The following is a 25,920-nucleotide window of genomic DNA, read 5'->3' as shown; positions in this document are numbered from 1 at the left end:
AAGAATCATTTGAAAAATGAAAACGAAATGAAATTTTATCTTGTCGAAATTCTGATAGAATGATAGCCATAGAAAAGTCTGTGAATCGGGAAGCGATTCACAAATAACGGAGGACATTATGGTAGAAGAAAAATTATTGATGGAAAAGTCCTATTATGAAACGTTTTTAATAGAACAGGAGTCGACCGTTCATCCGATCGAAATATTGGGTGAGGCGTTTGTCGAAGAGCAGAAGAATGAACCTTATGACCTGACATACATCCGGTATGCCCAGGGTGAGGTGTATTTTCACAGTAAAGATTATGAAGCGGCGATCTTCAAATGGGAGAGCATCTCGGATGAGCTCGGATCGTGGGCGAAGAAGAATATAGCGGATTCGTATTATGCGCTCGGCATGCTGTCAGCGGCGGAGGATGTCTACACGGCGATCACGACCGAGAGCACGGTATTGACGATGGAAATTTCCTTACAGCTTTTCCACCTGTATATCGAAAGGGATAAGCTCAAGTCCGCATACAGGATCATCGAGAAGGCACTCGCGACCGATCCCGATTATCCGCTTGTGGCACAACTTGCGAAATCCTTCTATGAAGAGCAACAGGATTGGGAAAGTGCCGTCGGACTGGCTGTGAAGGAGTCCATCCGGACAGGGGAGCGCACATGGTTCCAGTCCCTATTGGAATACGCCGATAAGGGGTATACCTCAACATTCACACCCAACTATTTTTATGATGTTCTGATTACAATCTATGAAAGCGATAGGGAGATCTTCAGGAATCTCATCGAGAGCCTGTGGCAAACGTACAGGGAGGTCCCTTCAACTCATATCGATTGGGTGAATACCGCCAATACGATCTTCCAATATGTAGAAGTCGAGCCTGGTGAGCGCTGGGAAGCTATTTCATCCCAGTTCCAACAAGCGTACCTTCACTTCCTTGAGAATGGATACCTTGTAAAAGAAATCGAAGGGGTCATGCCTGTACTGCTGACCAATTGGCTGAAAATCAGTAAGCAGGAAAATCCCCTTCTGTCCGCATCGGCTGTAATGGCGTGGAATGATGCTTTCTCTTACTCGATGGAACCAATGGTCGTTGAAGAAGCGGAGAATCTGCTCATTCAGGGGGAATATCCTGCTTTCAACATGGAGGAAACACTCATCCTTCTTACGAAAATCATTGATTGGTCCGAGAAGAATGGTGCACCGGTCTCATTCAAGACCACATGGATCGCCGAACAGCTGCTTGATACAAGCCAGCAATATCTAGTGGTGGCGGGAAGCGAATCCAGCGGGAAATCATCATTCGTCCAGTCTGTCCTTGGGGAAAGTGTCGGGGAAGCAGAACACTCCACTGTTGTATACCGATACCATCACAACCAGGTGGAAGTGACGGAAATCCATGACCGAGGGGAAGGTCCGGTAGAGAGCATTGCCGATTTTGAAGCGCTCATGGAACGGGATGCGTTCGTCGAGTATAGACTGCCTTCTGATTTTCTTCAGAAAAATGGGCAAGCACTCATCGACGTCCAGGCGGACAGCAGGGGCTTGAAGGACCTTGCTTCCTTCTATCCAGCTGCGGACGGCCTTCTTTACGTATTGAACGCAGAATCACCCTTCAATGCCGAAGACCGCAAGACACTAAGGGCATTGACGGAAATCGGTCAGCCCGTGAATGTCCATTTCCTGCTTAATAAAATGGACAAAATCGCCCATGCTGGCCACTCCGAAGAAATCATTGATTCCGTCCGTAGCACGGCTCGGGAATGGTTCCCGGACGCCGAAGTCCTTCCGTATTCATCCCTTGAAGCGGTACACCTGCAGAAAAGGGACGTCGAAGCGTTAATCAAGGACTATTACACCCTTCATTCCGGCGAGCTCAAATACGAACGCAGGATGAAATTATTCTATCTTGTAAGAAAAACGCTGAAAGATCTATTCTCGAAGCGTAAGAATCAAGAGCTTGGATTAAAGGACGCGATTGAGAAAAACAAAGACATCCTAGTTCGCCTGAACGGCTTCCATACGTACCTCGAAGACATGCAAGCCGACAAGACCAAAGGGATAAAGGACTCTTTCCGTAAACAGAAAGAAGAGATGAGAAAAGAAATCTCGAAAAAGATCCCTGAAATCCTGAAGGGATGCGGGGAACTGATTACGGAAGACAGTGACTTCAGACAAATTCACAACGAATTGAATGAGGCGATGAACGATAGGATCCAAACGTATGTCAACGAAGATCTCATGCCTCGCTATATGGACTCATTGGAAAGCTGGCTTCAGTCTTCAAGGCAGGAGCTAGAGGACGGTCAGGATTACTTACATGAAATGAGCACAACCTTCAACCAATTATTCGGTCAAGACAAGGTGGTCCTTCAATGCGACTTCCAAGTGATCGATGACTGGAGAAGGGATGTAAGCCGGATGGGAACGAGGGCCCAGGTCGATAAGGAAAACATCCTCCTCAAGTTCAAGCCCGGTCAATTCCTGCTGAAGAGTGCCGGTAAACTGTTCGGAAACATCCCGCAGAACAAGAATCTGCTGTACACACAATACAAGCGTTATGTGGAAAACGAGGATTATTCCGAAACGGCCCAATCCATCATGAACAAGTTCTTCGTTCCGTTCGACTTGTTTGAAAAGTCATTGGACCAGGACGTACAATCCTTCTTCGCAGAACCGTTCCGCCAGCTCCACCTCACAATTGCAGACACGGAACGGGAGGTAGCGACCGACGAAGAATCCTTAAGGAAAATGAAGGAGAATCCGGAACGTTACTTCGATCCGATCAGATTGTTTGAAGTGAAGCTGCTTCAAGATGAATATCGAATGAAGGCCGGGAAGGCAAGTACACGCCCGTCGTACTGAGATAAATAAGGGAAAAGTCGATTCGCCGTTGGTGGATCGGCTTTTTTGATTTTTTGGGAGGAGGGAGTTGAGTGAGTTTGGTGAGGGGTGAGGGGTGAGGGCTGAGTGGCGTGAGACGGCGGGTGTTGTTCGAGGTTGTTTGTGGTTAATTTTGGTAAGTGACGGAATTAATCGTAAAACTCGAAGATTATACCGATAAACTCGAAGATTTCACCCCGAAACTGAAAGAAAAAGCCCAGTTTTCGAAAGATTACCAGGCAAAACTAAAAGATTAACGATTTTTTCAGAGATAACCGTAGATTTTCGCGGAGATTACCGGGCAAGACTAAGCATTCACGATCATCGCAGAGAATACCGTGCATTTTCACAAGGGGCACAGGGCCAAAACTAAAAGATTCACGATCATCACAGAGATTACCGTACTTTTTCACAGGGATCACCGGCCAAAACCAAAACATCCACGATCATCATCACAATCATCATCAAAAAACCCCCGGAGCACCATTCTCTCCGGGGGTAACGTATCAGAATTCATCCATTCAAGCGGATTTATTCAATAAACCATTCAATTGTTTCCTCGCACGGTGATAACGGGTTTTGACCGTTGCCGGATTGAGGTCGAGTTTCTGAGCGATTTCCTTGTCGCTCAGTCCCTGAATCGCCTTTAAACGAAGGACTTCTTGCTGGGAGGCAGGGAGCATCCTGATTCCCGCTTCAATCTCTTCTTCCAATAAGTGAAGATCGAGTTCGGATTCTACCATTCCACAGGAATGTGCGATAAACGGAGAATCATAGTCTCCATGATCATCGACAGGGTCCTCCCGACGCTTCGATTCTTTCCGGATGAAGTCGATGGCTGTCCGGTTGGCGATGCATGACAGCCACGCCTGGATCTTCCTGAAATCAATCAGAGTATCCCATTTACGGTACGCCTTCATGAACGTTTCCTGGACGATATCTTCTGAAAGATGGGCGTCCTTCGTCAATTTATAGGCGATATGATAGATTAATCGGTGAAATTGATGATACACATCTTCAAATGTTGGAGATTCAATGTGTATGAGTTTTGCACTCAAAGGTTATCACCTCGTTCGTTTCTAAGATTATTCAAAGGCTTTTTTTACAAAAGAAGGGGCGTTTTCTTCAGTAAGACCCATCACATCGACATAAGATTGGCCGCTGTATTTGATGCCGACAAGGTAAGGGATGTTCTCTCTGTCGTAGCTGAGGTTCTCGATAACTTCTTCTACTTTATCCTTGTCCTTGATCTCAAGCCCCGTTCCCTGTTTTTTTAGTTCAGGGAAGATGTCACCTGGGTATTTGCCCTTGTTCAACTCCCGGATATGGTCGTTTTTGTCCAGGATGTAAATCCAGTCAATATCATCGGAAGTCGTTTTGATTTTTTCGAGATATCCCTTGGCGCGAAGCCACTTTTCAAACTCATCATAGGAGTTGCGGACACTGATGCTTGTGCGTTTATTATTGGATAAAAGCACTTCAATGGAATATGAGTTCAATCTGTTTTGATCTTTGAACGTTTCATTATAAATTTCCTGTTTCAGGATTCCGATTGCTTCCTTGATGTCTTCAGGGTCGACGATCGATAAGGTCCTACCGGCAGCAAATTCCTTATGAAGCGTCAATTTGTCGATTTGATCCTCATTGATTTGGAAGATGTCGTTGGATGCTTCCTTGTACTCCTTCGTTTCATATAAATCGGAGTAGTACTGATCCAGCGTACCTTGTTTTACTTGATAGCTTCGAGCGATGGTGGTTCCGTCTTCTAATTTGTAATAAAAGAAGGCAGGCATCAATTCATAGTTATAGCCGATCGGCATTTTACCCAAATCGATGATCCCTTTGTGCAGGTTACGGATCGCTTCGATCGTTTCATCTGATTTCATCATCGGATCTCGCCTGAAATCAGTGATTCCGTCCTCGCTTGTGTACATTAAATCACTGCCGAATAGGTCATAGTAGCTGTATCCGACATAGGCTTCCTTGATCGCGCTTGCTTCAGGGACTTTCTTTTCGTATTGAAATAGATCGAAATGGAACAGAAGGGAGGCAGCTCCGATGACAACCAGGTAACCGACAAATCCTTTCCAGTTCCGGAAAACCCTCCAATGCTTTTGTAAAATCATCTCAGCGACATAGTAGCCGATCAGTGAGCCCACGATATACCCGAACCAGATCCAGCCAGCTTGTTCCTGAAGTTCGATGAAGTACATACCACCGATCAGCATGAAGCAGAACGTGACACCGTACTTGAAAATCGGCTGCAGAAACCTGAAGGCGATTGGCTGGGCAGCCATTTCAATGTGCCGTTTTTTATATAAAATGAGCGCCAAACCATAAAACAAAATCGATATGACTGAATAGATGAGGGCATCCGACCATGAAATCAGCTTATTCTCTAGCATCGCTGCTTTCACGATTGGTGAATACTCCTCAATCTGTATATTGTAGAAGTAGTCTTGCGGAAAGCCGAATAGAAGCTGCTGCAGGCTGAATGTGATCAACAGGAACAGCCCTGCCGGAAGCAGCAGGAGGATATAGGTCAATACACCCTGCACGGCTGAAAGTCCAGTGATCATCGCGATGAATGTCCCGGCCAAGTAAAACAGTACGGCCATCAACATGGTGATACCGGACCAGGCGAAGATATCCGCTGCATCAATGTAAAGATTCACTTCGGTCATTCCGTACAGAATGAAAAGGAATGCAGTGTTAAGTAAAATGGGGATCAGCAGAATCCCAAGACCCGTCAACAACGTATGCTGAAAGATCCTTCCCCGGCTGATCGGCAGGCTGTGAATGAAATCGGCTGCCTGTTTCACGTGCAGGAATCGGAAAATAAACACCGCCAGTAGAACAGGGATGAAGAACAAGAGTCCCATCTGAATCGGGTACTGTATTTTAAAGAGATTCTCATAAAGGCTGTTATAATAGATGACATTCGGATTTGTCAGTTTACCAAGAATATCGATCGGCAAGGAGAATAGGAGTCCGATAAAATAAACGATCCCGATCCAGCCGACATTGCGCAAGATTTGTATGATAAGTTCCTTATTAATCCAAGATGTTTTGGATGGCATATCCAACATCCCCCATTTCGTAGATAAAGATTTCTTCCAAAGTCAGCGGCAGCAGGTCGAAGATGACCGGATGATGCGCGCGGACCAGCCGTTCGACCTCTTCATGTTCCCCGCGAACGATGCACAATAGGACGCTGCCCCTTGTTTCTTTATGAAGGACATCCAGTTGATCGAGGAGTCCAGTCGGAATATCTCCCTTGAATGCGAGCTGGATTTTATGGATGCCTGATTTCAGGTCATCGAGCTCTTTTTCCAGTAAGAACCTTCCTTGATGAAGGATGGCGATATGATCGCAAATATCCTCGACTTCTCTCAAGTTGTGAGAGGAGATCAGGATGGTCATATCCCTTTCGGCCACTTCTGTGATCAACAGGTTCTTTAATTTTTTTCGTACGACAGGGTCGAGACCGTCGATCGGTTCATCCAGCACGAGGACATCGGGCTTTGCGGACAGGGCAAGAATGAAGGAAGCCTGACGCTGCACTCCTTTTGAATACTTATGAAGTTTCTTATGTGGATCGATTTCAAACAATGCCGTCAGCTGTTGATAATACTCCTCATCCCAACGGCTATACGTATTCTGATAAAACTGTCCCATCTGCTTCAGTGTGTAATGAGTGAAGAAGAAAGGTTGATCGGGAAGAAAAACAATCTTTTCTTTAACAGCGGTCATTTCATGGATCTGCTGGCCGTCCAACGTGATTTCCCCTCCATCGGCCGTTAAAATCCCGGCAATCGTACGAAGCAAGGTGGTCTTGCCGGCACCATTTGAACCGAGCAGTCCATAAATGGAGCCTTTTTCAATGGTAAATGAAATATTATGAATGATTTCGGTTTTATCGAACGCCTTACTGACACCTTTGATCTCAATCATCAGCTTGATTCCCCCCGACTGATGCCTCGATGTCGGCGATCATTTCTTTTAAATCTTCCGCAGTGATCCCGAGATAGAGGGCCTCTGACAAAAGTCTTGTAAGTTCTTCTTTTACTTTCATGATTTTCTCCGCGTTTTGGATGTGACTTGAAGGATTGACAAAGCTACCTCTCCCTTTCACTGAATAAATATATCCTTGCGATTCGAGTTCCCTATACGCTTTCTGGATCGTGTTTGGATTGATTGTCAGCTGTTGAGCCAATGTTCGCACAGATGGCAGCTGCTCATCCGGCTTCAGCACTTCGTTGATCATCAGTTCCTTGAGCTTTTCAACCAGCTGTTCGTAAATGGGCTTACGGCTTCTTAAATCGAGTTCAAACATATCCACCCTCCCAACTGTATACAGTGTACTATGTGTCTTAATACAGTTAAGTATATAACATGTTCTTCCAAATTAGAAGCATTTTTTGGTAAAAAAATTAAACGGATTCTTCATGAAATCCTGAAGCGCGTAGCTCTTTTCTTTCTAGGGAAGGATAAAAAGTGGTTAGACACAATCTGGAGCGGATGTCATATATATAGAAATGCAGAATCGTTGAGTTTACACGTAAACATTTCCTTTGACGAAGAAAGTTTCCTTGGTACAAAATAGACGTATCAGAAATAGAGATGGGAGGAACGGGTATATGATGGATTGGTTCACTGCTTTGAATCCGACCGTTCAGGCGCTTTTTGGCGGCATGATGACCTGGGGATTGACTGCGCTCGGGGCGGCCACCGTATTTTTCTTCACGAAAATTGAAAAGCATACGATGAATATGATGCTCGGATTTGCGGCCGGGGTCATGATTGCGGCTTCTTTCTGGTCGCTGCTCGCACCATCGATAGAGTTCAGTGAGCAGAACGGACAGATTCCGTGGCTTGCACCGGCAATTGGCTTCCTGCTCGGGGGCATCTTTATCAGGCTTCTCGACTTTGTCGTTCCCCACCTGCATCTTGGCAACGCTCAGGATAAGGCGGAGGGTCCAGAAACAAAATTCAAGAAATCCACGCTGCTATTCCTGGCCATCACCCTTCACAATATCCCTGAAGGCTTGGCAATCGGAGTCGCCTTCGGTGCAGCGGCCCTCGGAATCGGTGATGCAACGGTAATCGGCGCACTCGGCCTTGCAATCGGGATCGGAATCCAGAATATGCCCGAGGGTGCAGCCCTTTCCGTCCCATTGCGCGGGGAAGGCATGTCACGGGCCAGGGCCTTCAATTACGGTCAGCTCTCGGCCATCGTCGAGCCCATTGCGGCCGTCATCGGAGCGGCGGCCGTCATCCTCGTCCAACCGATCCTGCCTTATGCACTGGCATTCGCAGCAGGCGCGATGATCTTCGTAGTCGTCGAGGAACTGATCCCGGAATCCCAGTCTTCAGGAAGTACGGATCTAGCGACTCTCGGCTTGATGGTGGGGTTCGTCGTCATGATGATTTTGGATGTTTCGTTGGGATGAGGTTTGTTTGGATAAAGTAAAACCCTTACTAGTTTGCATGGGAGGCAATTAGTAAGGGTTTTTATTTTTTCTCTTTCCCACGGTTGTTTGGAGCCCCCATAGGTAGAAAACTTACGGCTAACGGCTCTGAAAGCGAAGTCCTTTACGGATGTCAGTAGCTGTATTGAAGACCTCGACTGACGTTGTTCGTGTCTTTAGACTTTTCATGGTTTAGTATAAAAAGTTCCTTTTCCAGCTCCATTCTGAATCAAGCCCGCTGTTTGAAGGATCCCGGTCGCCACTTTACGGGAGGGGAGGCAAAGGAACCTTCGTAGCTCCCGGCTGGTAAGTTTGGTGTCCACCAATAGGAAATAGTCGTCTATGGCCTTCAGGACGCTATCGGGGGACTGCCTGGAACATTGATCGCAGTGCCAGGAATTTCTGGTTCTCTTTAGTGGTAAGTGTCCGCAATGTTCACACTGGACCCCTGGGAGGATTTCCTCCTTCTTAAGGTTATATGTTTGCAGGCATTTGGAAGGGATATCTTCGTGATGGGTGAGAATAAGCTTCTTGATTTTCTTTAGTGTTTTATCATCCAGAGCCTTCATTTTATATAAACTGTTTAATTGTATAATCCGGTCGATGACACTTTGGGAATGAATGATATTAAGGTATGGAGATTGTGCTTCAGGGCGGGAGGTATACTCAATGGTAGTGGATGGATTGCTGATGACGACGAGGTATTCAATGGGGAGTGGTGGTATCTTATGGAGCGATAACCACTTTTGAAGGAAGTGCGTTTGCCGTCGGGCTTGCGAGATGGGATCGATAAAACCTTCTTGTGAGTCTTTATAGATCCGTGTACATTGTTTGATATGAGGGTCGATTCTGATGATTCCGGAGACGTTTTTCACTTCAATGGCGAGAATATAGTAAGGAGTCAGCAGGATGGTATCAATTTGAAAGTAATGTGGGGCCAGAGGTAGGCGGATGTCGAAGAAGAGCCAGTAATGTTTCCCGGTCAGAAAGCTCAAATGATAATCTACTGCTTTTTCACCGTTAAAGCCAGCCTTTCTTTTCTTTAAATCGAGCTCAATCAGGGGCTTGGATTCATGAAATGGGTCGAGCCGTGTCAATAAAGCTTCGTTTTCCAGTATTTTTATCGGGATTGTGCGTTCTTTTAGTATCAAACCATCACTCCTTAAACGTTGATATAGGATTATTCGCCATAGGGAGGAGGAATTCCTTTATTTTATTTGTAAAAAATGGAATTTGATTTTGGATATGCTCCTAATTGGGGATTTATGATCCAAATCAGGAAAATATGCTCCTAACGGCGGATTTATGCTCTCAATCCAGGATTTATGCTCCTAATTGGAGATATATGCTCTTATGAGAATGATTCTAATCTAGGGATTGGTCGGTGGCGCGTATGACCTAGATCCAGCCAAATCTAGCCCGCCCCCAGCCCATAGCCCCCATGCGAAACTCCGCCCCCGGACCATCCCTAGTCCGAATGCAAATATCCAACTCTACCCCAGTCCATAGCCCCCATACGGCCTCCATGTGAAAATCCGGCCTCAGCCCAATCCCAGCGCCATACCGAAATCCCACCCTAGTCCCCGCTCAGCGCGTAATCCCCACGCCAAAATCCCACCCCCCGCCACCCAGGAAATCCCACCCCCTACCTCGAATCTATCCATAACCACCAAAAACCTAAAAGGAGCAATTTATGAAAATTGGACTAATCAGGCATTTTAAAGTGAAAAGGGGATATCCGAATTCAATCGTGTCCTCGGCTGAATTGATGAAGTGGGTGGATGAATATGAAGCTTCTGAAGTAGAGGAGAATGAAGTGGATTTGAATGGAGTTGAATGGAAGTCCTGCTATTCGAGCAGCATGCGGAGGGCGGAAGTCACGGCACGGAGCGTTTACAACAGGGATATCATTTTCCTGGATGAATTAAGGGAGATTCCGTTATCACCGCTCTTTCCTTCGAGGATGAAGCTGCCCTTGTTCATCCATCTGACTGCCATCCGTCTGGCGTGGTGGTTCAATCATCCATCGCAGGCTGTTAGCAAAAAAGAGGTTTTCGAGAAAATAAATAAAGTCATAGACAGGGTCATGTCGGAGGATCAGGACGTTCTGATTGTCGGGCACGGTGGTGTGATGATGTTCATGAGAAAGGAATTGATCAGGCGTGGGTTTTCTGGTCGGTCATTCAGACGGCCGGAAAATGGAGTGGTCTATGTTTACGAAAATAAAGAAGGATGATCCATGTCAATTGCAGGGATCATCCTTGCTGCTTAAGTCTTTTCAAATCGGGAAACTTCAATGAGGTGCAAGGGTCATCACTTTGCCACGCTTTGAGGGGGGCGCGTCATTCCCGATCTTACTGCTGAACCAACAACAAAATCTTACCCTCATCCAGTTTTTCTTCGTACTGATCGGCTTCCTCTTTTGAAAAGCCCATTTCCTGGAGTTGGTTGCGCAGTTCGTCGCCTTTACTTAGGATCATGTTGCCGACGGCGGTGCCGAAGCCTGTTTCTTTCGCGCCGATTTCGTTTGCGTCCGCATTGTCGGCTACTCGTTCTGTGCGGTCATCGTCATGGGATAATACATATAGATTCTTTTTGTCTATGCCTTGAGAAGATAATGTTTCAACTTCAGAAATCAGTTCCTTGTCATTGTAGAATTCCTTTACAGTTGGTTTCATGTGAATCTCCTCCATTATCGTTTTCGTTACAGTCGTTGTTTTCCCCGTTATGGAAAAGATAAACATGTCCTATGGAGTGATTTTGACGGCACAAAGAGGGGAATAGATAAAGGGGACAGTAGATCAGAAAGGAGGAGAGTACCATGAATGAACAGCATACCCTCGAAGAGATCAAGAAGACAATACAAGAAGAAACAATGGTGCTTCTTTATATTTCACGTCCTAATTGTTCGGTATGCCATGCTTTGCTGCCCCAGGTGGAGGGAGTGCTTGAAAAGTATCCCATAATTGTCGCCGTTCACGCTGATGCCGATGAGATTCCCGGTATTGCAGGGGAATTTTCCATTTTCACGGTGCCTGTTGTGATTGTTTTTATAGAAGGGAAAGAAATGATGAGAAAGGCACGTTTCGTCCCAATTGATGAATTGGAAGGTGGACTGTCGAGGTTGATTGCCATGTTCGAGGATTAAACAAACGTTTGATTAAACGTGCCCGTACCATATGCGAGAAGGAATCAAAGAGTTAAACGATTGTTTAACTACATCAGATGGTGGCTGGCGATGAAGCAGTCCTTTCCAGAGGGATTAGATAAGAAGCTTACTCCTATTTAAAAAAGTAGCCATTTTGTCATGTCCACCTGAATAAGTATATAATAGAAGTAATATCCGGAATATTCAGAGCATTCTCCGGGGAAAGGAGAGGAATGGATGCCGAGGTTGTCCAGAGCAAGTAAAGTAATCATTTCAATAGCTGCGATCATTCTATTTGTTGCCGCCAATCAGATGACGATTGTTCAACACTTTACTGCCCGAGCGGCCACGAAGATTTATGTGGGATGGAAGTATAATCATCTTGACCTGGAATACGAGGATGTGGAGTTTTCCCCGCAATTCGGAGATTACTCTGTTGCCTATAAGGATAAAGAAGGCAGAGTCTACGGTTTCATGGTTGCCCCCAAATCCATGCCGGTCATCATCTTGCACGACCCGCTAAATGAACGCCCTTGATTGATTCCTTCATTTCTATGTCCGCAATGTCTTTTACTATTTACTCTTTTCGTGTATAATACGTACTGGAATAATAATTTAATAAACGTGACCACAAGGGGAGCGATTTGCTGAGAGTGAACGGCACGGCCTGTTCTGACCCTTTGAACCTGTTAGTTAGTACTAGCGTAGGAATGTGGAAGATAATAGGATCACTATGCCTATTTGAATTTGACTGACTCTCCCTTATGGTTTCGTTTAATAAAAAGGGGAGATTTTTTTTATGAAATCTTTAAGTTTAGTTGTCATGATCGAAGCTGCTTTGATGGCTGCGTTTGCCTTGATTCTTGATTTGCTTCCTTCGATTGATTTTTCACCGAGTATCTCCATTTCATTCTCGATGGTGCCGATTTTCATCCTTGCGTTCAGGAGAGGGTTCAAGGCAAGCTTGCTTGCCGGGTTTGTGTGGGGAGTCTTACAGGTTGCGCTCGGTAACGCCTGGATTGTCACGCCGGTTCAGATGATCATTGAGTACTTCATTGCGTTTGCCTTCATTGGATTTGCGGGTCTACTTGTCAACCGCATCCAACAGTCACTGCGTTCCGGGAATAAATCAAAGCTGTATGCGTGGATCATAACCGCGACGGTTGTCGGAAGTGCCGCCCGTTATTTCTGGCATTTCATCGCAGGATTCATTTTCTTTAGGGAATATGCTCCTGAAGGCATGTCGCCGGTCTTGTTCTCGCTGTTTGCGAACGGGGTGACGATGCTCGGATCAGCGTTGCTTTGTACAATCGTACTGGTGCTCTTGATTGCGACTGCCCCACGATTGATCAAGCAAGGTGTCCCTGTAGCGGAAGATCAGCGAAAAGCTTCATAATCGTATATAAAAACAACCGAATCCCAAGGGATTCGGTTGTTTTTTTGCACTCTTCATTGCCTACTCACCTGTTTTTCCTTTACACTAGACCTATTCAAAATTGATATGTGCATGGAGAGGTTCTTATGGAAGCGAAAATGATACGCAGGTATGACATAATGGAGGTTTGTTTGCTGGCAGGCAAGATCATGCTGCAAAGCGGTGCGGAAACGTATCGGGTCGAGGATACGATGATGAGGATCGCGGCCTCCTATGGAATCAAAGAATCGCATAGCTATGTGACGCCGACGGGAATCATCTTTAGCATTGAAACGGACGAACCGACCAAAACAAAATTGATCCGTATCAATGAACGGTCCACCGATCTTGAGAAAGTGACCCTTGTGAATGGGATTTCAAGAAAGATCAGCGAAGGGTTATTCACCATTGAAGAGGCATACAGTGAGCTTGAAGAGCTCGAAAAAACAGACCATTCTTATTCTTTTGTGGTCCAAGTGCTTGCTGCTTCGATATCGAGCGGCTGTTTTCTCATCATGTTCCTGGGAAACTGGGCTGATTTTCTTCCCGCTTTCATGACCGGGGGAGTCGGATATATGAGTGTCGTGTATTTACATAGGCTCGTTCCGATTAAATTCTTTGCAGAGTTTCTTGCATCCTTCATCATTGGGATTCTTTCCTTCGCTTTTGTCCATTTCGGGGCAGGGCAGGAACTGGATAAGATCATCATCGGTTCTGTCATGCCGCTTGTACCTGGGCTGCTCATCACCAATGCCGTCCGTGATCTGATGGCGGGGCACTTGGTCTCGGGATTGTCGAAGGGGGCGGAAGCGTTTCTGACCGCATTTGCAATCGGCACCGGCATCGCGGTGGTATTTACGTTGATTTAAAGTGAGCTTCAAAGGAGTGAATAGGGAATGTTAATCATTGAACATCTGATCACCAGTTTCATCGCCGCCGCTGCATTCGGCATCATTTTCAACGCACCGAAAGAGTCCCTATTCAAATGTGGGATTGTCGGGATGCTCGGATGGATCATCTATATGATCATGTATTTGAATGATACCGATGCAATACTTGCAACCTTGCTTGCATCCTTCGTCGTAGCCGTGGTCAGCCAGGTATTTGCAAAGATGTACAAGACGCCGGTCATCATCTTCAGTGTGGCGGGGATCATCCCGCTTGTACCTGGCGGGCTTGCCTATGATGCGATGAGGAATTTCGTTCAGAATGACTACAATGCAGCCATCAATCTGGCAGCAAAGGCCTTTATGATTTCGGGATCGATCGCGGTCGGTCTCATCTTTTCCGAAGTCATCAATCAAATCATCCGGAATGCCAAGCTCAATGCGAGTGCAAGGAGAATGAGATGACCATTCATGACGGACCCTGGAAACGGGGTCTTTTTTTATGCCATTTTTATTAGTTGTTCTCGTAAACATTGTTCCTATTGAAAAAAAGAGAAAAGATTAATTGGAGCTCCGTGCCCTAACTTTCCGCAGGACCTCCTCGGATGATTGCTCCTACTGAAACGTCGAAAAATCAACAGCCCACTCCGTCTCAAAACATCAACGTCAATAATATGTAACTTTCTTCCACCCCTTCCGTCTAATCTGAAAATAGACTATAAAGGTGGGTCAATCCGATGAAAAAGCATGGTTTCATCATTCTTGCAGGTCTTTTGTTGTGTGGTGGTTTCGGATTTTACTTCTATTGGCAGAAGCCTGCCGTCATGGCTGGTGGGAGTCTTGACGGAAAGGTTATGGTCATGCAGGGGAATGAGTGGATACTTCATTTCTCTGTACCGGTCAGTAAAAAAACAGTCAATTCACGGACTATCGCCGTGAAGGACTCGGATGGTCATGAAGTGGGGGTCGGATTTGAATTGAACGATGAAGGTACAGCACTGAAGATCGTTCCGCCTGCCGGGGGGTATCCAGATGATTCCCGTCAATTTACCTTGTCCATTTCTTCCGGTGTCAAAACGAAGTTGGGGTTCACTTACAGGGGAGATACAAAGGTGGCGTTTACCGTCACCGAATCCCTGCCTTCCTTCGGTTCGACGAAAGAATTGGCTAGCTATTTCCAAACCATCATCAAGAGACAAAAAATCGAACAGGAAAGGTTCAGTCTTTTTCGAAACAGCGTGGCCGAATCATCCGAAGATAAGGCTTCCTCAGGGGAAAGCTCAGGTTCTCAGCACTCCGAAACGAACAATCAGGTGCAGGGAGTAGATGAAGGGGATGTCGTCAAAACCGATGGTACTTATATTTATCAGGTTGCAAACGGGGAGCTTGTCATAACGAGAGCGATCCCGTCCACGAGCATGGAGATGGTGTCAAGGATACCGTTTGAAGGGAATATAGAGCCCCGCCATTTATTTTTGGAAGGAGACAATGTTGTGGTGATCGGGAACAGCTGGATGAGCAATGAGATGCAAGAAGGAGCGAAAGAGGTCATGCGTCATCCGATTCAAGGCTCTGCTTTTGCGGTGGTCTATGATATTTCAGATCGGAAAAAGCCGAATCTTCTAAGAAAAGTCGAGGTGGAAGGGAATTATATGACCTCCAGAAAAATAGGGGGGACGATCTATTTCATAGCCAACTCATATCCTGACTATTGGCTTGCCGACAAAAGTTCCGATGTTGATTTGAGACCGAGGGTCATGGACAGTGTGAAAGGGAACGAATTCACGGAGGTCGCGGTAGACAGGATCCAATACTTTCCCCAATCGATGCAGCCGAGTTATACGATGATCGCATCCCTTGACGTCACAAAACCCAAAGGGGAACTGAACGTTCAGACGTATTTGGGAAGTGGCAGCGGCATGTACATGTCGAAAGAGAATCTGTATCTTGCCGTTGAAAAATTTAATGATGACAATTGGAATGTCATGAGTACAGAGGTGTATAAATTCGGATTGAAGGATTCCGGGGTCATGTACAAAGCTTCAGGTCAAGTCCCTGGAAGGATCCTGAATCAATTTTCCATGGATGAGCATGATGGATATTTCAGAGTCGCCACAACGGACGGAGAGGTGTGGAATGACGATCGGCCCTCTTCGAATGCCCTCTATCTATTGGATGAAAACATGAAGAAGAGTGGTGACGTCACGAATCTCGCGAAAGGTGAACGGATTTACTCGGTAAGATTCCTCGGGGATAAGGCATATATCGTCACCTTCAAACAGGTGGACCCATTGTTCGTCATTGATACGGCGGACCCTCGACAGCCCAAGGTGCTGGGAGAATTGAAGATTCCGGGCTTCAGTACGTACCTGCATCCGATCGACGAGAATCATTTGATCGGTTTCGGGTTCGATACGAAGATAATCGATGATGGAAAATCATTGAACGGGGACCCCCGGATCATACGGAGCGGGATGAAAATTTCATTGTTTGATATTACAGACTTCGAGAATCCAAAGGAAGCAGATACTGAGATCATCGGAGGGACCGGGACCCATTCCCCGCTAATGGATGATCATAAAGCCCTTTTTCATGAACCTTCCCGGAATTTATATGGCTTTCCTGTATCTGTTTATCATGATAAAGAAGCTAGTGAATATGAGCGGGTCTTTGACTACCAGGGTGCACTTCTCTATGAAATCACACCTGAACACGGAATTGAAAAAAAGGCGGTGCTGGGAGCGGAAGACGGTTCAGGAAAAGAAATCTATGAAAGCTGGGAAAAGAATATTCAGCGGCTTCTATATATCGACGATCATGTATACACATTGGCCAATCAAAAAATCGAAGCTTATTCGCTGAACGATTTTCAAAAAGAAAGCTCGTTAGTTTTACACTGACAATCATGAAGCCTCCGACGATAATCGGAGGCTTTTTTGGTGGGGGCAGCCGCAGATTCCGGGACGTTTCACGTGGAACCTCCGAAGGGCATGGACAGAGTCGTTGATAAGGAGTCACCAAACTACCAACCATCATAAAAAAACGATATCATGGTACATATATACATATCGTAAGAACGAGAGCGTAAGGGGTGTGTGTCTTTGAGGATAATCGGTTTTTTGAAGCCCTATCGGCTGGCGATGGGGATTGCGTGGACGTTGATGCTGGTGGAGCTTGCAGTAGAACTTTTGAATCCACTATTCATGGCAAAGATCATTGATCAGGGAATCTTGAAGGGCGACATGGACGTGGTGCTTCTATGGGGCGGGATCATGGTAGGCATGTCAGTTCTTTCATTTGCTTCCGGGGTGACGAACTCCTTCTTTGCTGCCCATACGAGTCAGGGGTTCGGTTATGACGTCCGGGAAAGTCTATATAAGAAAATCCAGTCTTTTTCATTTGCAAGCTTCAACAAACTGCCGTCATCCTCGCTCATCACGAGGATGACCAATGATGTGAGACAGCTGCAGAATACGATTTTCATGAGCTTGAGGATCATGCTGAGGGCCCCGCTGCTTGTCATCGGATCGACGATCATGGCACTGTTTGTCAATGTCGAGCTTGCCCTTGTATTGCTTGTCGTGATCCCGATTTTATGGATGTTTTTACTATGGGTCCTCAAGCGGGGCTGGAGTTTATTTGAGAAGGTGCAGAAACGCCTGGACCGGGTGAATGAAGTCATGAAGGAGAATCTATCGGGCATACGGCTGATCAAGGCCTATACAAGGGGACAACATGAAGAAACACGATTCCACGGCGCCAATGAGGATCTGAAGGACAAAACGGTGCGTGCCCTCAGGTTCATGGAAATCATCATGCCTCTGTTGATGTTAGTGATGAACCTGGCCATCTTGATCGTCCTTTGGTCAGGGAGCCTGAAAGTGAATACGGGCGGTGCGCAGGTTGGGGAAGTCGTCGCGATCGTTACGTATGCAACGAGGATTTCATCCGTATTTTCCATTTTCTCTTTCATCATCACCAGTTTTTCAAGAGCGCGTGCTTCAGCTGACCGAGTGGAAGAGGTGCTGAACACTGAAGTTGATTTGCGGGATGGGGAAGAAGCGCGGATTGAAAATACCGTCATAACTGGAGAGATTGAATTTAAGGGAGTTTCCTTTCGATATCCTGAAACGAGGGGGAAGGTGCTCGAGGATATCTCCTTCCACATAAAAGCAGGGGAGACTGTCTCTGTCTTAGGGGCGACGGGTTCCGGGAAGTCGACGTTGTTCCAGCTGATCCCGCGCCTGTATGATGTGACGGAAGGGGAAATCCAGATAGATGGCCACCCGATTCGATCTGTCACGCTTCAGAATTTGAGAAAGGCAATCGGATATGTTCCACAGGAGGCGGTCCTTTTTTCAGGGACTGTCCGCGAAAATCTGCTATGGGGGAAAGAGCATGCCTCTGAAGAAGAAATGATGAAGGCAGCTAAGGATGCCCAGATCCATGACACGATTGAACACTTGAAGGACGGATACGACACGGAGCTTGGTCAGAAGGGGGTAAACCTTTCCGGGGGCCAGAAACAAAGGCTGTCGATTGCAAGGGCACTGATCAGGAAGCCGAAAATCCTGTTGCTGGACGATAGCACGAGTGCGCTGGATTTAAAAACGGAAGCGAAGCTGCTACAAGCCATCAAGGGATATGATTGTACGGTCATCATCATTACGCAGAAAATCAGTACATCGATGGAATCCGATACGATCTTGTTGCTGGAAGACGGGGTGTTGACCGCGAACGGTTCTCACGACACGCTTCTGAAGGAATCGCCTTTATATCAACGGATCTATCAATCGCAGTTCGGGGAGGTGCATCATGTCTAGGCATATGAGGAAGAAACTCGGGAAGGACGATCAGGCGCAGGATACGAAAGGGACACTGGGAAGACTCTGGTCCTACTTGTCAAAGATGAAGGGTGTGCTCTATCTGGTCATCGTCATGGTGATCATCAGTTCGACGGCATCGCTCCTTGGTCCATTCCTTGTTGGGAGAGCGATCGACGAGTACATTGTCACGAAAGATGCTTCTGGGATCATTTCCCTTCTTGCGGGTCTGGTCATCGTCTACATCCTGCACTCGGTATCTGTCTGGTATCAGAACTACTGGATGATCGGTGTGGCGCAGGATACCGTCTACAGGTTAAGGAAGGATTTGTTCCACAGACTGCATTTGCTGCCGATCCCTTTCTTTGATAAGAGAAAGCATGGAGAATTGATGAGCAGGGTGACCAATGATATCGATAATGTCAGCAATACATTGAACAGCTCCTTCATCCAGATCATCTCCAGTGTGCTGACACTCGCCGGGACGGCTGTCGTCATGCTGTGGCTCAGTCCCTTGTTGACTCTGATCACGCTTACGATTGTGCCGATTATGGTTTTCGGCATGAAATGGATCACAAAAAGGACCGGGCCGCTATTCAAACAATATCAGCATAACATCGGTGAGTTGAATGGGTATATTGAAGAGACCATTTCAGGACATAGCATCATCAAGACTTTTTCGCGGGAAGAGACGGCGATCGAGGAGTTTCAAGGGAAGAATGAAAGGCTGAGGGCGGCTGCCTATTGGGCGGATACGTATTCAGGCTTCATCCCGAAACTGATGAACATGCTCAATAATCTTAGCTTCGCGGTGATCGCGGGTGTCGGTGGGATCTTTGCATTGAACGGGATGGTCACAATCGGTGTGATTGTGATTTTCGCTGAATATGCGAGGCAGTTCACGCGACCTCTCAATGAACTCGCCAATCAGTATAATACATTGTTATCGGCGATCGCAGGCGCGGAACGTGTCTTTCAGATCATCGATGAAGAGGAAGAAGCGGGGGACGAAGAGGAGGCGGAGGAAATCGATTCCCTCCGTGGGAAGATCGAGTTCCGGGACGTCCATTTCTCTTACGGAAAGAATGATTCGACTCTTCAGGACGTTTCGTTTTCAATCTCCCCTGGCGAAACGGTTGCGCTTGTTGGCCCGACCGGTGCAGGAAAAACGACGATTACGAACTTATTATCCCGCTTTTATGATCATGATCAAGGGAGGATCCTGATTGATGGCAGGGAGATCGGGTCGATCAAACGTGATAGTCTTCGTAAGCAGCTTGGATTTGTTCTTCAGGACAGCTTCCTCTTCCAGGGGACCATCAAGGAGAATATCCGTTACGGAAGACTTACTGCTTCAGACGAAGAAGTAGTTGAGGCTGCAAAGCTAGCGAATGCCCATTCGTTTATCGAGAAGATGCCACAAGGATATGACACGGTCCTCAGACATGACGGCAACGGCATCAGTCAGGGGCAGAAGCAGCTTCTGTCGATCGCACGCGCCATCCTGTCAGATCCATCGATCTTGATCCTGGACGAAGCGACTTCGAGCATCGATACCATCACGGAACTGAAGATCCAGGATGCCCTGAAGAATTTGATGAAGGACCGGACGTCCGTCGTGGTCGCCCACAGGCTCAATACGATCCGGCAGGCCGATCAGATCCTCGTCCTCGACCAAGGGCGGATCATCGAAGAAGGTACCCACGAAGAACTTCTCGACCAAAAAGGCTTCTATCATGGCCTCTATCATAGCCAGTTGAAACAAACCAGCTAAAAAGAAGGTACGTCCCTCATCGCTTTAAAGCGATGAGGGACGTACCTTCAGAATTTCTCACTCATAAAATGGACAAAGCCCCCGAAGCGTCGGCGCTTCCGGGGGCTTTTATTGTGGTGAGGGGCTGAGCTTCCTGTCAGTGCTCCCTCATTCCATGCCTGATCGGAAAAGGCATGCTCTGTAACTTGCAACATCACAAGTAATATATTTATATCTTTAAACGTATTCAGATAATAAACAGCCGCGGGCAATTCCTTGAGTCGTTTGATGTACCTAAACGACGTAAGCCCTACCTCTCTTACATCCTTACGGCTCCGAAGCCGATCCAGTGTGAATAAGTTACATATCAAAACAGAATAGAATTACAGATTATCTGCTCTAGTCGTTTTAATTATGTCACAAGTTAACAATGATTAAATATATCATGTTCAGGAATACTTGTCAACATCATAACTCAAGTGTGTGCGGAGAACCTTCCTCATCATTCATCAATCGGATCGTATCCGGAGTGATTTTCAATACAATATAATTCGGGTCGTCCTTGCCATCGAACCATTTCTCCATATGGTCATTCCACAGTTTATCCTTATACGCCTGTGATTCTTCAATTGATGCTTTTCCCTGGATTTCCACGAACGTATCCCCATATCCTTCCCCTTCATATCCTAGGAGGATATGGACATTTGGATTCTCGTCGATTTCTTCCGCTTTATGTGTCTCTTTATTTGTTGGTGTATAAAGAGTGAGATCTTCGTGGAAGAAAGTCATATAGCGGGAATGCGGTTTGCTGCCTTTCACCGTAGCGAGTGTGCCGACCTTGCTATCCTCTAGAACCTTTAGTATTTGCTGCTTGAGCTGTGTTTGATCCATCCATGCCATCTCCTTATTTTGATCTATCCATACTATTCCTTAACAAAACGAGAATTAAACATGGGGATGTGTAAAGGAAGGGACGGAATGGGTATAAAGAAAAACAGGGATAAGGTACGTCCCTCATCGCGGTAATGTGTCAAAGGGGTGAGGGACGTACCTTCTGGAAGGAGGATGATGAGGGTGCTGCCGAAGGATTTGGTTGAACGATGCAAAAAAAGGATGGAGCCATACAATTGTGAAGGATTTGTTCATGGACGGGGCCCTGGGGATCCCTTGATCATGGTTGTGGGGGAAGCACCCGGTGAAACGGAAATTCATAATGGGATGCCGTTCAGTGGAAGGGCCGGGAAGGTACTGGACGAGTTTTTTGAATACCTCGGTGTTTCAAGAGAGGAGATTTATTTTACTTCTACCGTGAGGAGTAGGCCTTTTAAAATCGTACACAAAGAGGGACAGGGTGGAGAAATCATACAAAAGAAATACAACCGGGCGCCAAATATGAAGGAACAGCTTGCCCATGCTCCGATTGTCGATTATGAAATCCGGCATATCAAGCCTAAGCAAATCGTGACCCTAGGAAACATCGGCCTGCAGAGGTTACTGGGAAGGAAGTATACCATTTCGGAAGTCCACGGGAAGCTGATTCATGCGCCGGTCAGAAGATTGAAGGATATGGACACAAACGAGTGGACGCTCACTGATAGGGAATACGCCATCTTTCCGACTTTCCATCCTGCGTCCATCTTCTATAATCGATCCCTGCTTGAGAAAATTCATCGTGACCTCGATGAACTGAAAAAACATTTGAAAGGGGATAAAGGACCTTGACCATCAGCACTCAGATTGGTTAAGGTCCTTTCGCTTTTCACTTCTTATTTAAATTCTCCTGCGCCATCCTCACTAATTCCTTTACCATATTCCCGCCCATCCGGCCACCGATCTTCCCGGCTTGTTCAGACGTCAGTTTCCCGTTATATCCTTTGTCCAATGGGATTCCCTGCTCCCTCGCAGCTTCGAATTTCGCGTCCTTCGGATCGCTTACACCGGAGATTCTGGCCTTCAGCTGATCCAGTGCCGCACGAGATTCGGGCACTAGCAATTTTCGTCTCGACATGTTCCAACCTCCTTTCGTCATTAGGTTGCCCCGAAAAAATTTTTATACTGACCAAGCTTTGTTATACAAGGGTTTTCGGGTATGACGGCTTTTTTACGGATAAAAAAAGATTGTCTAATTTGTGTCAAATAAAATATAATTCATAATAGTTAGATAATTTTTGGAAGAAAAGGGGGAAACACTGTGGAAGAGTTTGTAGGCAGATTGGTGGGGATCTTATGGTCACCGGTCATGATTTATTTCTGTTTGGGTGTAGGACTTTTATTTTCGATCTTAACAAGATTTTTGCAGGTGCGTCTCATTAAGGACATGGTGGTTCAGATGTTCAAAGGGAGCAGCTCGAAATCGGGCGTATCCTCATTCCAGTCACTTGCACTTTCGTTATCCGGGCGTGTAGGGACGGGGAATATTGCCGGTACGGCAACCGCAATCGCATTCGGGGGACCCGGAGCGGTGTTCTGGATGTGGGCAATCGCATTCATCGGAGCAAGCAGTGCGTTCATCGAATCCACGCTTGCACAGATTTATAAAGTAAAGCAAGACGGTGAGTACCGCGGGGGTCCGGCCTATTATATCGAAAAAGGGATTGGTTGGAAGTGGTATGCGGTATTGTTCTCATTGGCAACACTTCTTGCCATCGGGGTATTGATGCCGGGGATCCAGTCCAACTCCATCGCGCAGGGCCTAGATAATGCATTCGGGCTTAATACGTCGGTTACCGGTATCGGATTAGTCATCCTGCTTGCCATCATCATCTTCGGTGGGGTAAAGAGAATTGCCGGTGTCGCTTCATATGTCGTTCCATTCATGGCGATTGCTTACATTGTTATGGCTTTGGTGATCGTTGGAATGAACATTGCTGAAATTCCAGCAGTTCTTTCCTTGATTTTCAGAAGTGCTTTCGGTGCAGACGCAGCATTCGGCGGAATCATCGGTAGCGCGATTGCCTGGGGTGTAAAGCGTGGAGTCTACTCCAATGAAGCAGGTCAGGGTACAGGGCCTCACCATGCAGCAGCAGCTGAAGTATCCCACCCGGCCAAACAAGGTCTGGTTCAGGCATCTTCCGTTTATATCGATACCCTGCTTGTATGTTCGGCTACGGCTTTCATGATCCTATTCACTGGCGCTTATAACGTAGAAAATGCCGATGGATCTGCCATTGTCACGAATCTTGAAGGAGTCGAAGCGGGTCCTGCATATACACAGGCTGCAATCGAATCGGTCCTTCCTGGTTTCGGGGCAGGTTTCGTCGCAATCGCCCTTTTCTTCTTTGCTTTCACAACCATCATGGCATACTACTATATGGCTGAAACGAATGTGGCGTATTTATTAAAAGGGAAGAATAGCAAGCCAGCCATCTTCATCCTTAAGATTGTCATTCTTGGGGTCACGTTCTACGGTGCGATCAAGGAAGCCGCACTTGCATGGGCCCTTGGGGATATCGGCCTCGGGATCATGGTATGGCTCAACCTAATCGCCATCCTGATCTTGGCAAAACCTGCTCTTCGTGCCCTCAAGGATTATGAAGAACAGAAGAAACAGGGGCTTGACCCGGTCTTTAACTCAACAAAGCTCGGAATCAAGAATGCTGAGTACTGGGAACAGGAATACAAGGCGGACAAGGAAGAAAGCGCTTCTTAACAACCTGAATGGACCTGCTGCACGATCTATCATGCAGCAGGTCCATTTTATGTATCAGTGGCGTTCAGCAGGGGGATCCTTTACGATGAAGCGATCGACGATGAACCGCTGGAACCCATATAAGAGGAGGGATTTAACGAAGAATAGCAGAGAGAGCTGATACCTTTTCAATAAAAGTAACTTCCCGACCCCCAATCTTGTGGATAGTGTAGTGAAAGGGTAAACGTAAAAGGTATCGACTAGCATATTAACAAAAAGGAACAAGTAGAAATTTTTATAGGTCCATTTCAAGATCCAGACCGAACCGCTTAGGAAAAGGCCAATCACGAAAGGGATATTTCCATTGACGCCCGGGAAGAGCTTCTCCTTTATTGTCCACCATTTGTTTTTTTCTGCATAAATGCTCTCAAGTATCACCAATAGACTCATAAACGCTGCGGAAGGCAGGTATTTCTTTAAGCTTTCTTTTCCTGCGACGAATAATGATCCCCAGGATAACAGCATTAAAAGAAGGATTAACGTTTTATTTTTGTTAAGCTTCATGGTCGATTCCTCCTGTAGTGGTAAAACAGTACATATGAATAGGTTTAATCTGTACCCGAAAATTTATTCAGGATACTTGAAATGATTTAATTCTGATTGGATTAGTAGGACAAAATTTTTGAGAATCGTAAGTTGTTTGATTATGATAGAGGAAAGATTGGTTGTTGGGAGGAGGACCATAATTGAATTTATATGAACCGTTTATCCAAAATGACCGGCAGAGGGAATTGCTAGACATGACGGCAAAGCTTGCAGATACCTTTGCCACTCGTGGTGAAAAATTCGATCGGGAAGATGCATTCCCATTTGAGAATGTTGAGGATTTGAAGGCCGCGGGCTATGTTTCATTGACTGTACCAGAGGAATATGGAGGGAAAGAGATCAGTCTTTATGAATTGGTGATGCTCCAGGAGAGACTCGCAACTGGTGACGCAGCCACCTCGTTATCGATTGGATGGCATCTCGGTGGTCTGATGGAACTATCTGAAAACCGTCCCTGGGACGAAGTGTTATTCAAAAGCCTGTGTGAAAAGGTTGTAACAGAACGTGTCCTGATCAACCGCGCCGCCACAGAGCCTGCCACGGGTAGTCCGACTAGAGGGGGCCTCCCTGAAACACGAGCGGTTAAGAGCGATAGGGGTTGGATCATTGATGGGCGAAAGACGTTCACTTCAATGGCGAAGGCACTGGACTATTCGTTGGTTTCGGCGCGAATAGGAGATTCCGATGAGAAAGGATTCTTCCTTGTAGACCATTCCCTTGACGGGGTGAGGATTGAAGAAACGTGGGATACCATCGCCATGCAGGGGACAGGAAGTGATGACTTGGTTCTTGATGACGTGTCCCTTTCAACGGAGGCGTTGGTCGAACGGGATCGCGACAAGCCTGAAGGAGGGGTGCTCCCGAAAGCATGGCTCCTCCATATCCCTGCCTGTTATATCGGCGTAGCGATTGCGGCCAGGAATGAAGCCATTACCTTTGCCAAAGAATATTCACCCAACAGTCTCCCAGGTCCGATCAAGGATGTTCCCGAAGTCCAAAGGAAAATCGGTGAAATCGAATTGGAGCTTTTCAAAGCCAGGCAGATCCTGTATTCGGTAGCAGATAAATGGGTGAAGGAACCACACAAGCGATCCGCAATGGGGGAAGAGCTTGGAGCGGTTAAGCACATTGTCACGAACAGTGCGTTCAAGGTGGTCGACACGGCGATGAGGATCGTTGGAGCAAGAAGCTTGTTTAAATCCAATCCGATGCAGCGGCACTACCGGAATGTACGAGCCGGACTCCATAACCCGCCGATGGATGACATGGTCATTTCTCAGCTTGCACATAGAGCTTTGGAACAATAGAA

General features: G+C 46.5%; 23 protein-coding genes and 1 riboswitch. Of the genes, 14 read left to right on the top strand and 9 right to left on the bottom strand.

The features are described 5' to 3' along the window. The first annotated feature begins 118 nt into the window (after positions 1-118). Positions 119-2,863, top strand: coding sequence for a GTP-binding protein (locus LCM10_RS14040; protein ID WP_224876893.1), 2,745 nt, complete (start codon positions 119-121; stop codon positions 2,861-2,863). Positions 2,864-3,402: 539 nt separating this feature from the next. On the opposite strand, the gene LCM10_RS14035 is transcribed toward LCM10_RS14040, so the two are convergent. The 4 genes from LCM10_RS14035 to LCM10_RS14020 are packed head-to-tail and all read right to left on the bottom strand — an operon-like array spanning position 3,403 to position 7,217. Then, complete coding sequence (locus tag LCM10_RS14035; protein WP_224876892.1) at positions 3,403-3,939, bottom strand: RNA polymerase sigma factor; 537 nt, start codon at positions 3,937-3,939, stop codon at positions 3,403-3,405. 27 nt (positions 3,940-3,966) lie between these two features. Next, complete coding sequence (locus tag LCM10_RS14030; RefSeq protein WP_224876891.1) at positions 3,967-5,961, bottom strand: DUF6449 domain-containing protein; 1,995 nt, start codon at positions 5,959-5,961, stop codon at positions 3,967-3,969. Further along, positions 5,936-6,835, bottom strand: coding sequence for an ABC transporter ATP-binding protein (locus LCM10_RS14025; RefSeq protein ID WP_224876890.1), 900 nt, complete (start codon positions 6,833-6,835; stop codon positions 5,936-5,938). Before LCM10_RS14025 ends, LCM10_RS14030 begins: the two co-directional genes overlap by 26 nt. Continuing rightward, on the bottom strand, positions 6,828-7,217 hold the full coding sequence (locus LCM10_RS14020; RefSeq protein WP_032085489.1) for a GntR family transcriptional regulator: 390 nt from the start codon (positions 7,215-7,217) through the stop codon (positions 6,828-6,830). The genes LCM10_RS14025 and LCM10_RS14020 overlap by 8 nt, the downstream gene beginning before the upstream one ends. Before the next feature lie 304 nt (positions 7,218-7,521). Here LCM10_RS14020 and LCM10_RS14015 point away from each other — a divergent pair, with 304 nt between their 5' ends. Then, the gene (locus LCM10_RS14015) at positions 7,522-8,334 is read left to right on the top strand and encodes a ZIP family metal transporter (RefSeq protein ID WP_224876889.1); all 813 of its coding nucleotides are present in this window, start codon (positions 7,522-7,524) and stop codon (positions 8,332-8,334) included. A gap of 203 nt (positions 8,335-8,537) precedes the next feature. Here LCM10_RS14015 and LCM10_RS14010 read toward each other — a convergent pair whose 3' ends face one another. After that, positions 8,538-9,503: a nuclease-related domain-containing protein gene (locus LCM10_RS14010; RefSeq protein WP_224876888.1), complete on the bottom strand. Its 966-nt coding sequence runs from the start codon at positions 9,501-9,503 to the stop codon at positions 8,538-8,540. 542 nt (positions 9,504-10,045) lie between these two features. On the opposite strand from LCM10_RS14010, the gene LCM10_RS14005 reads away from it, so the two are divergent. After that, on the top strand, positions 10,046-10,588 hold the full coding sequence (locus LCM10_RS14005; RefSeq protein ID WP_224876887.1) for a histidine phosphatase family protein: 543 nt from the start codon (positions 10,046-10,048) through the stop codon (positions 10,586-10,588). A gap of 118 nt (positions 10,589-10,706) precedes the next feature. On the opposite strand, the gene LCM10_RS14000 is transcribed toward LCM10_RS14005, so the two are convergent. Beyond that, a complete protein-coding gene (locus LCM10_RS14000; RefSeq protein WP_224876886.1) occupies positions 10,707-11,030 on the bottom strand; it encodes a general stress protein in 324 nt (107 codons plus the stop codon). A 143-nt stretch (positions 11,031-11,173) separates the two neighbouring features. On the opposite strand from LCM10_RS14000, the gene LCM10_RS13995 reads away from it, so the two are divergent. From LCM10_RS13995 to LCM10_RS13960, 8 genes are all read left to right on the top strand, one after another. After that, positions 11,174-11,500: a thioredoxin family protein gene (locus LCM10_RS13995; protein WP_224876885.1), complete on the top strand. Its 327-nt coding sequence runs from the start codon at positions 11,174-11,176 to the stop codon at positions 11,498-11,500. 237 nt (positions 11,501-11,737) lie between these two features. Continuing rightward, positions 11,738-12,037 (top strand): hypothetical protein, encoded by a 300-nt coding sequence (locus LCM10_RS13990; RefSeq protein ID WP_224876884.1) that lies wholly within the window; start codon positions 11,738-11,740, stop codon positions 12,035-12,037. 86 nt (positions 12,038-12,123) lie between these two features. Beyond that, positions 12,124-12,228: riboswitch (TPP riboswitch) on the top strand. A gap of 71 nt (positions 12,229-12,299) precedes the next feature. Further along, positions 12,300-12,896, top strand: a complete 597-nt coding sequence (gene thiT / locus LCM10_RS13985; RefSeq protein ID WP_224876883.1) for an energy-coupled thiamine transporter ThiT — start codon at positions 12,300-12,302, stop codon at positions 12,894-12,896. A 125-nt stretch (positions 12,897-13,021) separates the two neighbouring features. Continuing rightward, positions 13,022-13,783: a threonine/serine exporter family protein gene (locus LCM10_RS13980; RefSeq protein ID WP_224876882.1), complete on the top strand. Its 762-nt coding sequence runs from the start codon at positions 13,022-13,024 to the stop codon at positions 13,781-13,783. Positions 13,784-13,810: 27 nt separating this feature from the next. Continuing rightward, complete coding sequence (locus LCM10_RS13975; RefSeq protein WP_224876881.1) at positions 13,811-14,266, top strand: threonine/serine exporter family protein; 456 nt, start codon at positions 13,811-13,813, stop codon at positions 14,264-14,266. A 272-nt stretch (positions 14,267-14,538) separates the two neighbouring features. Beyond that, complete coding sequence (locus LCM10_RS13970; protein ID WP_224876880.1) at positions 14,539-16,701, top strand: beta-propeller domain-containing protein; 2,163 nt, start codon at positions 14,539-14,541, stop codon at positions 16,699-16,701. A 240-nt stretch (positions 16,702-16,941) separates the two neighbouring features. Next, a complete protein-coding gene (locus LCM10_RS13965) occupies positions 16,942-18,624 on the top strand; it encodes an ABC transporter ATP-binding protein (protein WP_224876982.1) in 1,683 nt (560 codons plus the stop codon). Further along, complete coding sequence (locus LCM10_RS13960) at positions 18,617-20,398, top strand: ABC transporter ATP-binding protein (RefSeq protein WP_224876879.1); 1,782 nt, start codon at positions 18,617-18,619, stop codon at positions 20,396-20,398. Before LCM10_RS13965 ends, LCM10_RS13960 begins: the two co-directional genes overlap by 8 nt. Positions 20,399-20,845: 447 nt before the next feature. On the opposite strand, the gene LCM10_RS13955 is transcribed toward LCM10_RS13960, so the two are convergent. Beyond that, entirely contained in the window at positions 20,846-21,268 is a 423-nt protein-coding gene (locus LCM10_RS13955; protein ID WP_224876878.1) for a pyridoxamine 5'-phosphate oxidase family protein, read from the bottom strand. 222 nt (positions 21,269-21,490) lie between these two features. On the opposite strand from LCM10_RS13955, the gene LCM10_RS13950 reads away from it, so the two are divergent. Further along, positions 21,491-22,099 carry a uracil-DNA glycosylase gene (locus LCM10_RS13950; protein WP_412103405.1) on the top strand — a complete coding sequence of 203 codons (609 nt, stop codon included), beginning with the start codon at positions 21,491-21,493 and terminating at the stop codon, positions 22,097-22,099. A 37-nt stretch (positions 22,100-22,136) separates the two neighbouring features. Here LCM10_RS13950 and LCM10_RS13945 read toward each other — a convergent pair whose 3' ends face one another. Then, positions 22,137-22,385 carry an alpha/beta-type small acid-soluble spore protein gene (locus LCM10_RS13945; RefSeq protein ID WP_224876876.1) on the bottom strand — a complete coding sequence of 83 codons (249 nt, stop codon included), beginning with the start codon at positions 22,383-22,385 and terminating at the stop codon, positions 22,137-22,139. A gap of 183 nt (positions 22,386-22,568) precedes the next feature. On the opposite strand from LCM10_RS13945, the gene LCM10_RS13940 reads away from it, so the two are divergent. After that, positions 22,569-24,026, top strand: coding sequence for an alanine/glycine:cation symporter family protein (locus LCM10_RS13940; protein WP_224876875.1), 1,458 nt, complete (start codon positions 22,569-22,571; stop codon positions 24,024-24,026). A 54-nt stretch (positions 24,027-24,080) separates the two neighbouring features. Here LCM10_RS13940 and LCM10_RS13935 read toward each other — a convergent pair whose 3' ends face one another. Further along, positions 24,081-24,569: a hypothetical protein gene (locus LCM10_RS13935; RefSeq protein ID WP_224876874.1), complete on the bottom strand. Its 489-nt coding sequence runs from the start codon at positions 24,567-24,569 to the stop codon at positions 24,081-24,083. A gap of 182 nt (positions 24,570-24,751) precedes the next feature. Between LCM10_RS13935 and LCM10_RS13930 the strand changes: the two genes are divergently transcribed. Continuing rightward, positions 24,752-25,918: an acyl-CoA dehydrogenase family protein gene (locus LCM10_RS13930; RefSeq protein WP_224876873.1), complete on the top strand. Its 1,167-nt coding sequence runs from the start codon at positions 24,752-24,754 to the stop codon at positions 25,916-25,918. Positions 25,919-25,920 lie beyond the last annotated feature (2 nt).

The organism is Rossellomorea aquimaris (genome assembly GCF_020171925.1).
Classification (GTDB): Bacteria; Bacillota; Bacilli; order Bacillales; family Bacillaceae_B; genus Rossellomorea; species Rossellomorea aquimaris_F.
The sequence above is the reverse complement of the archived record's forward strand: the minus strand, read 5'-3'. Positions and strand labels throughout refer to the sequence as shown.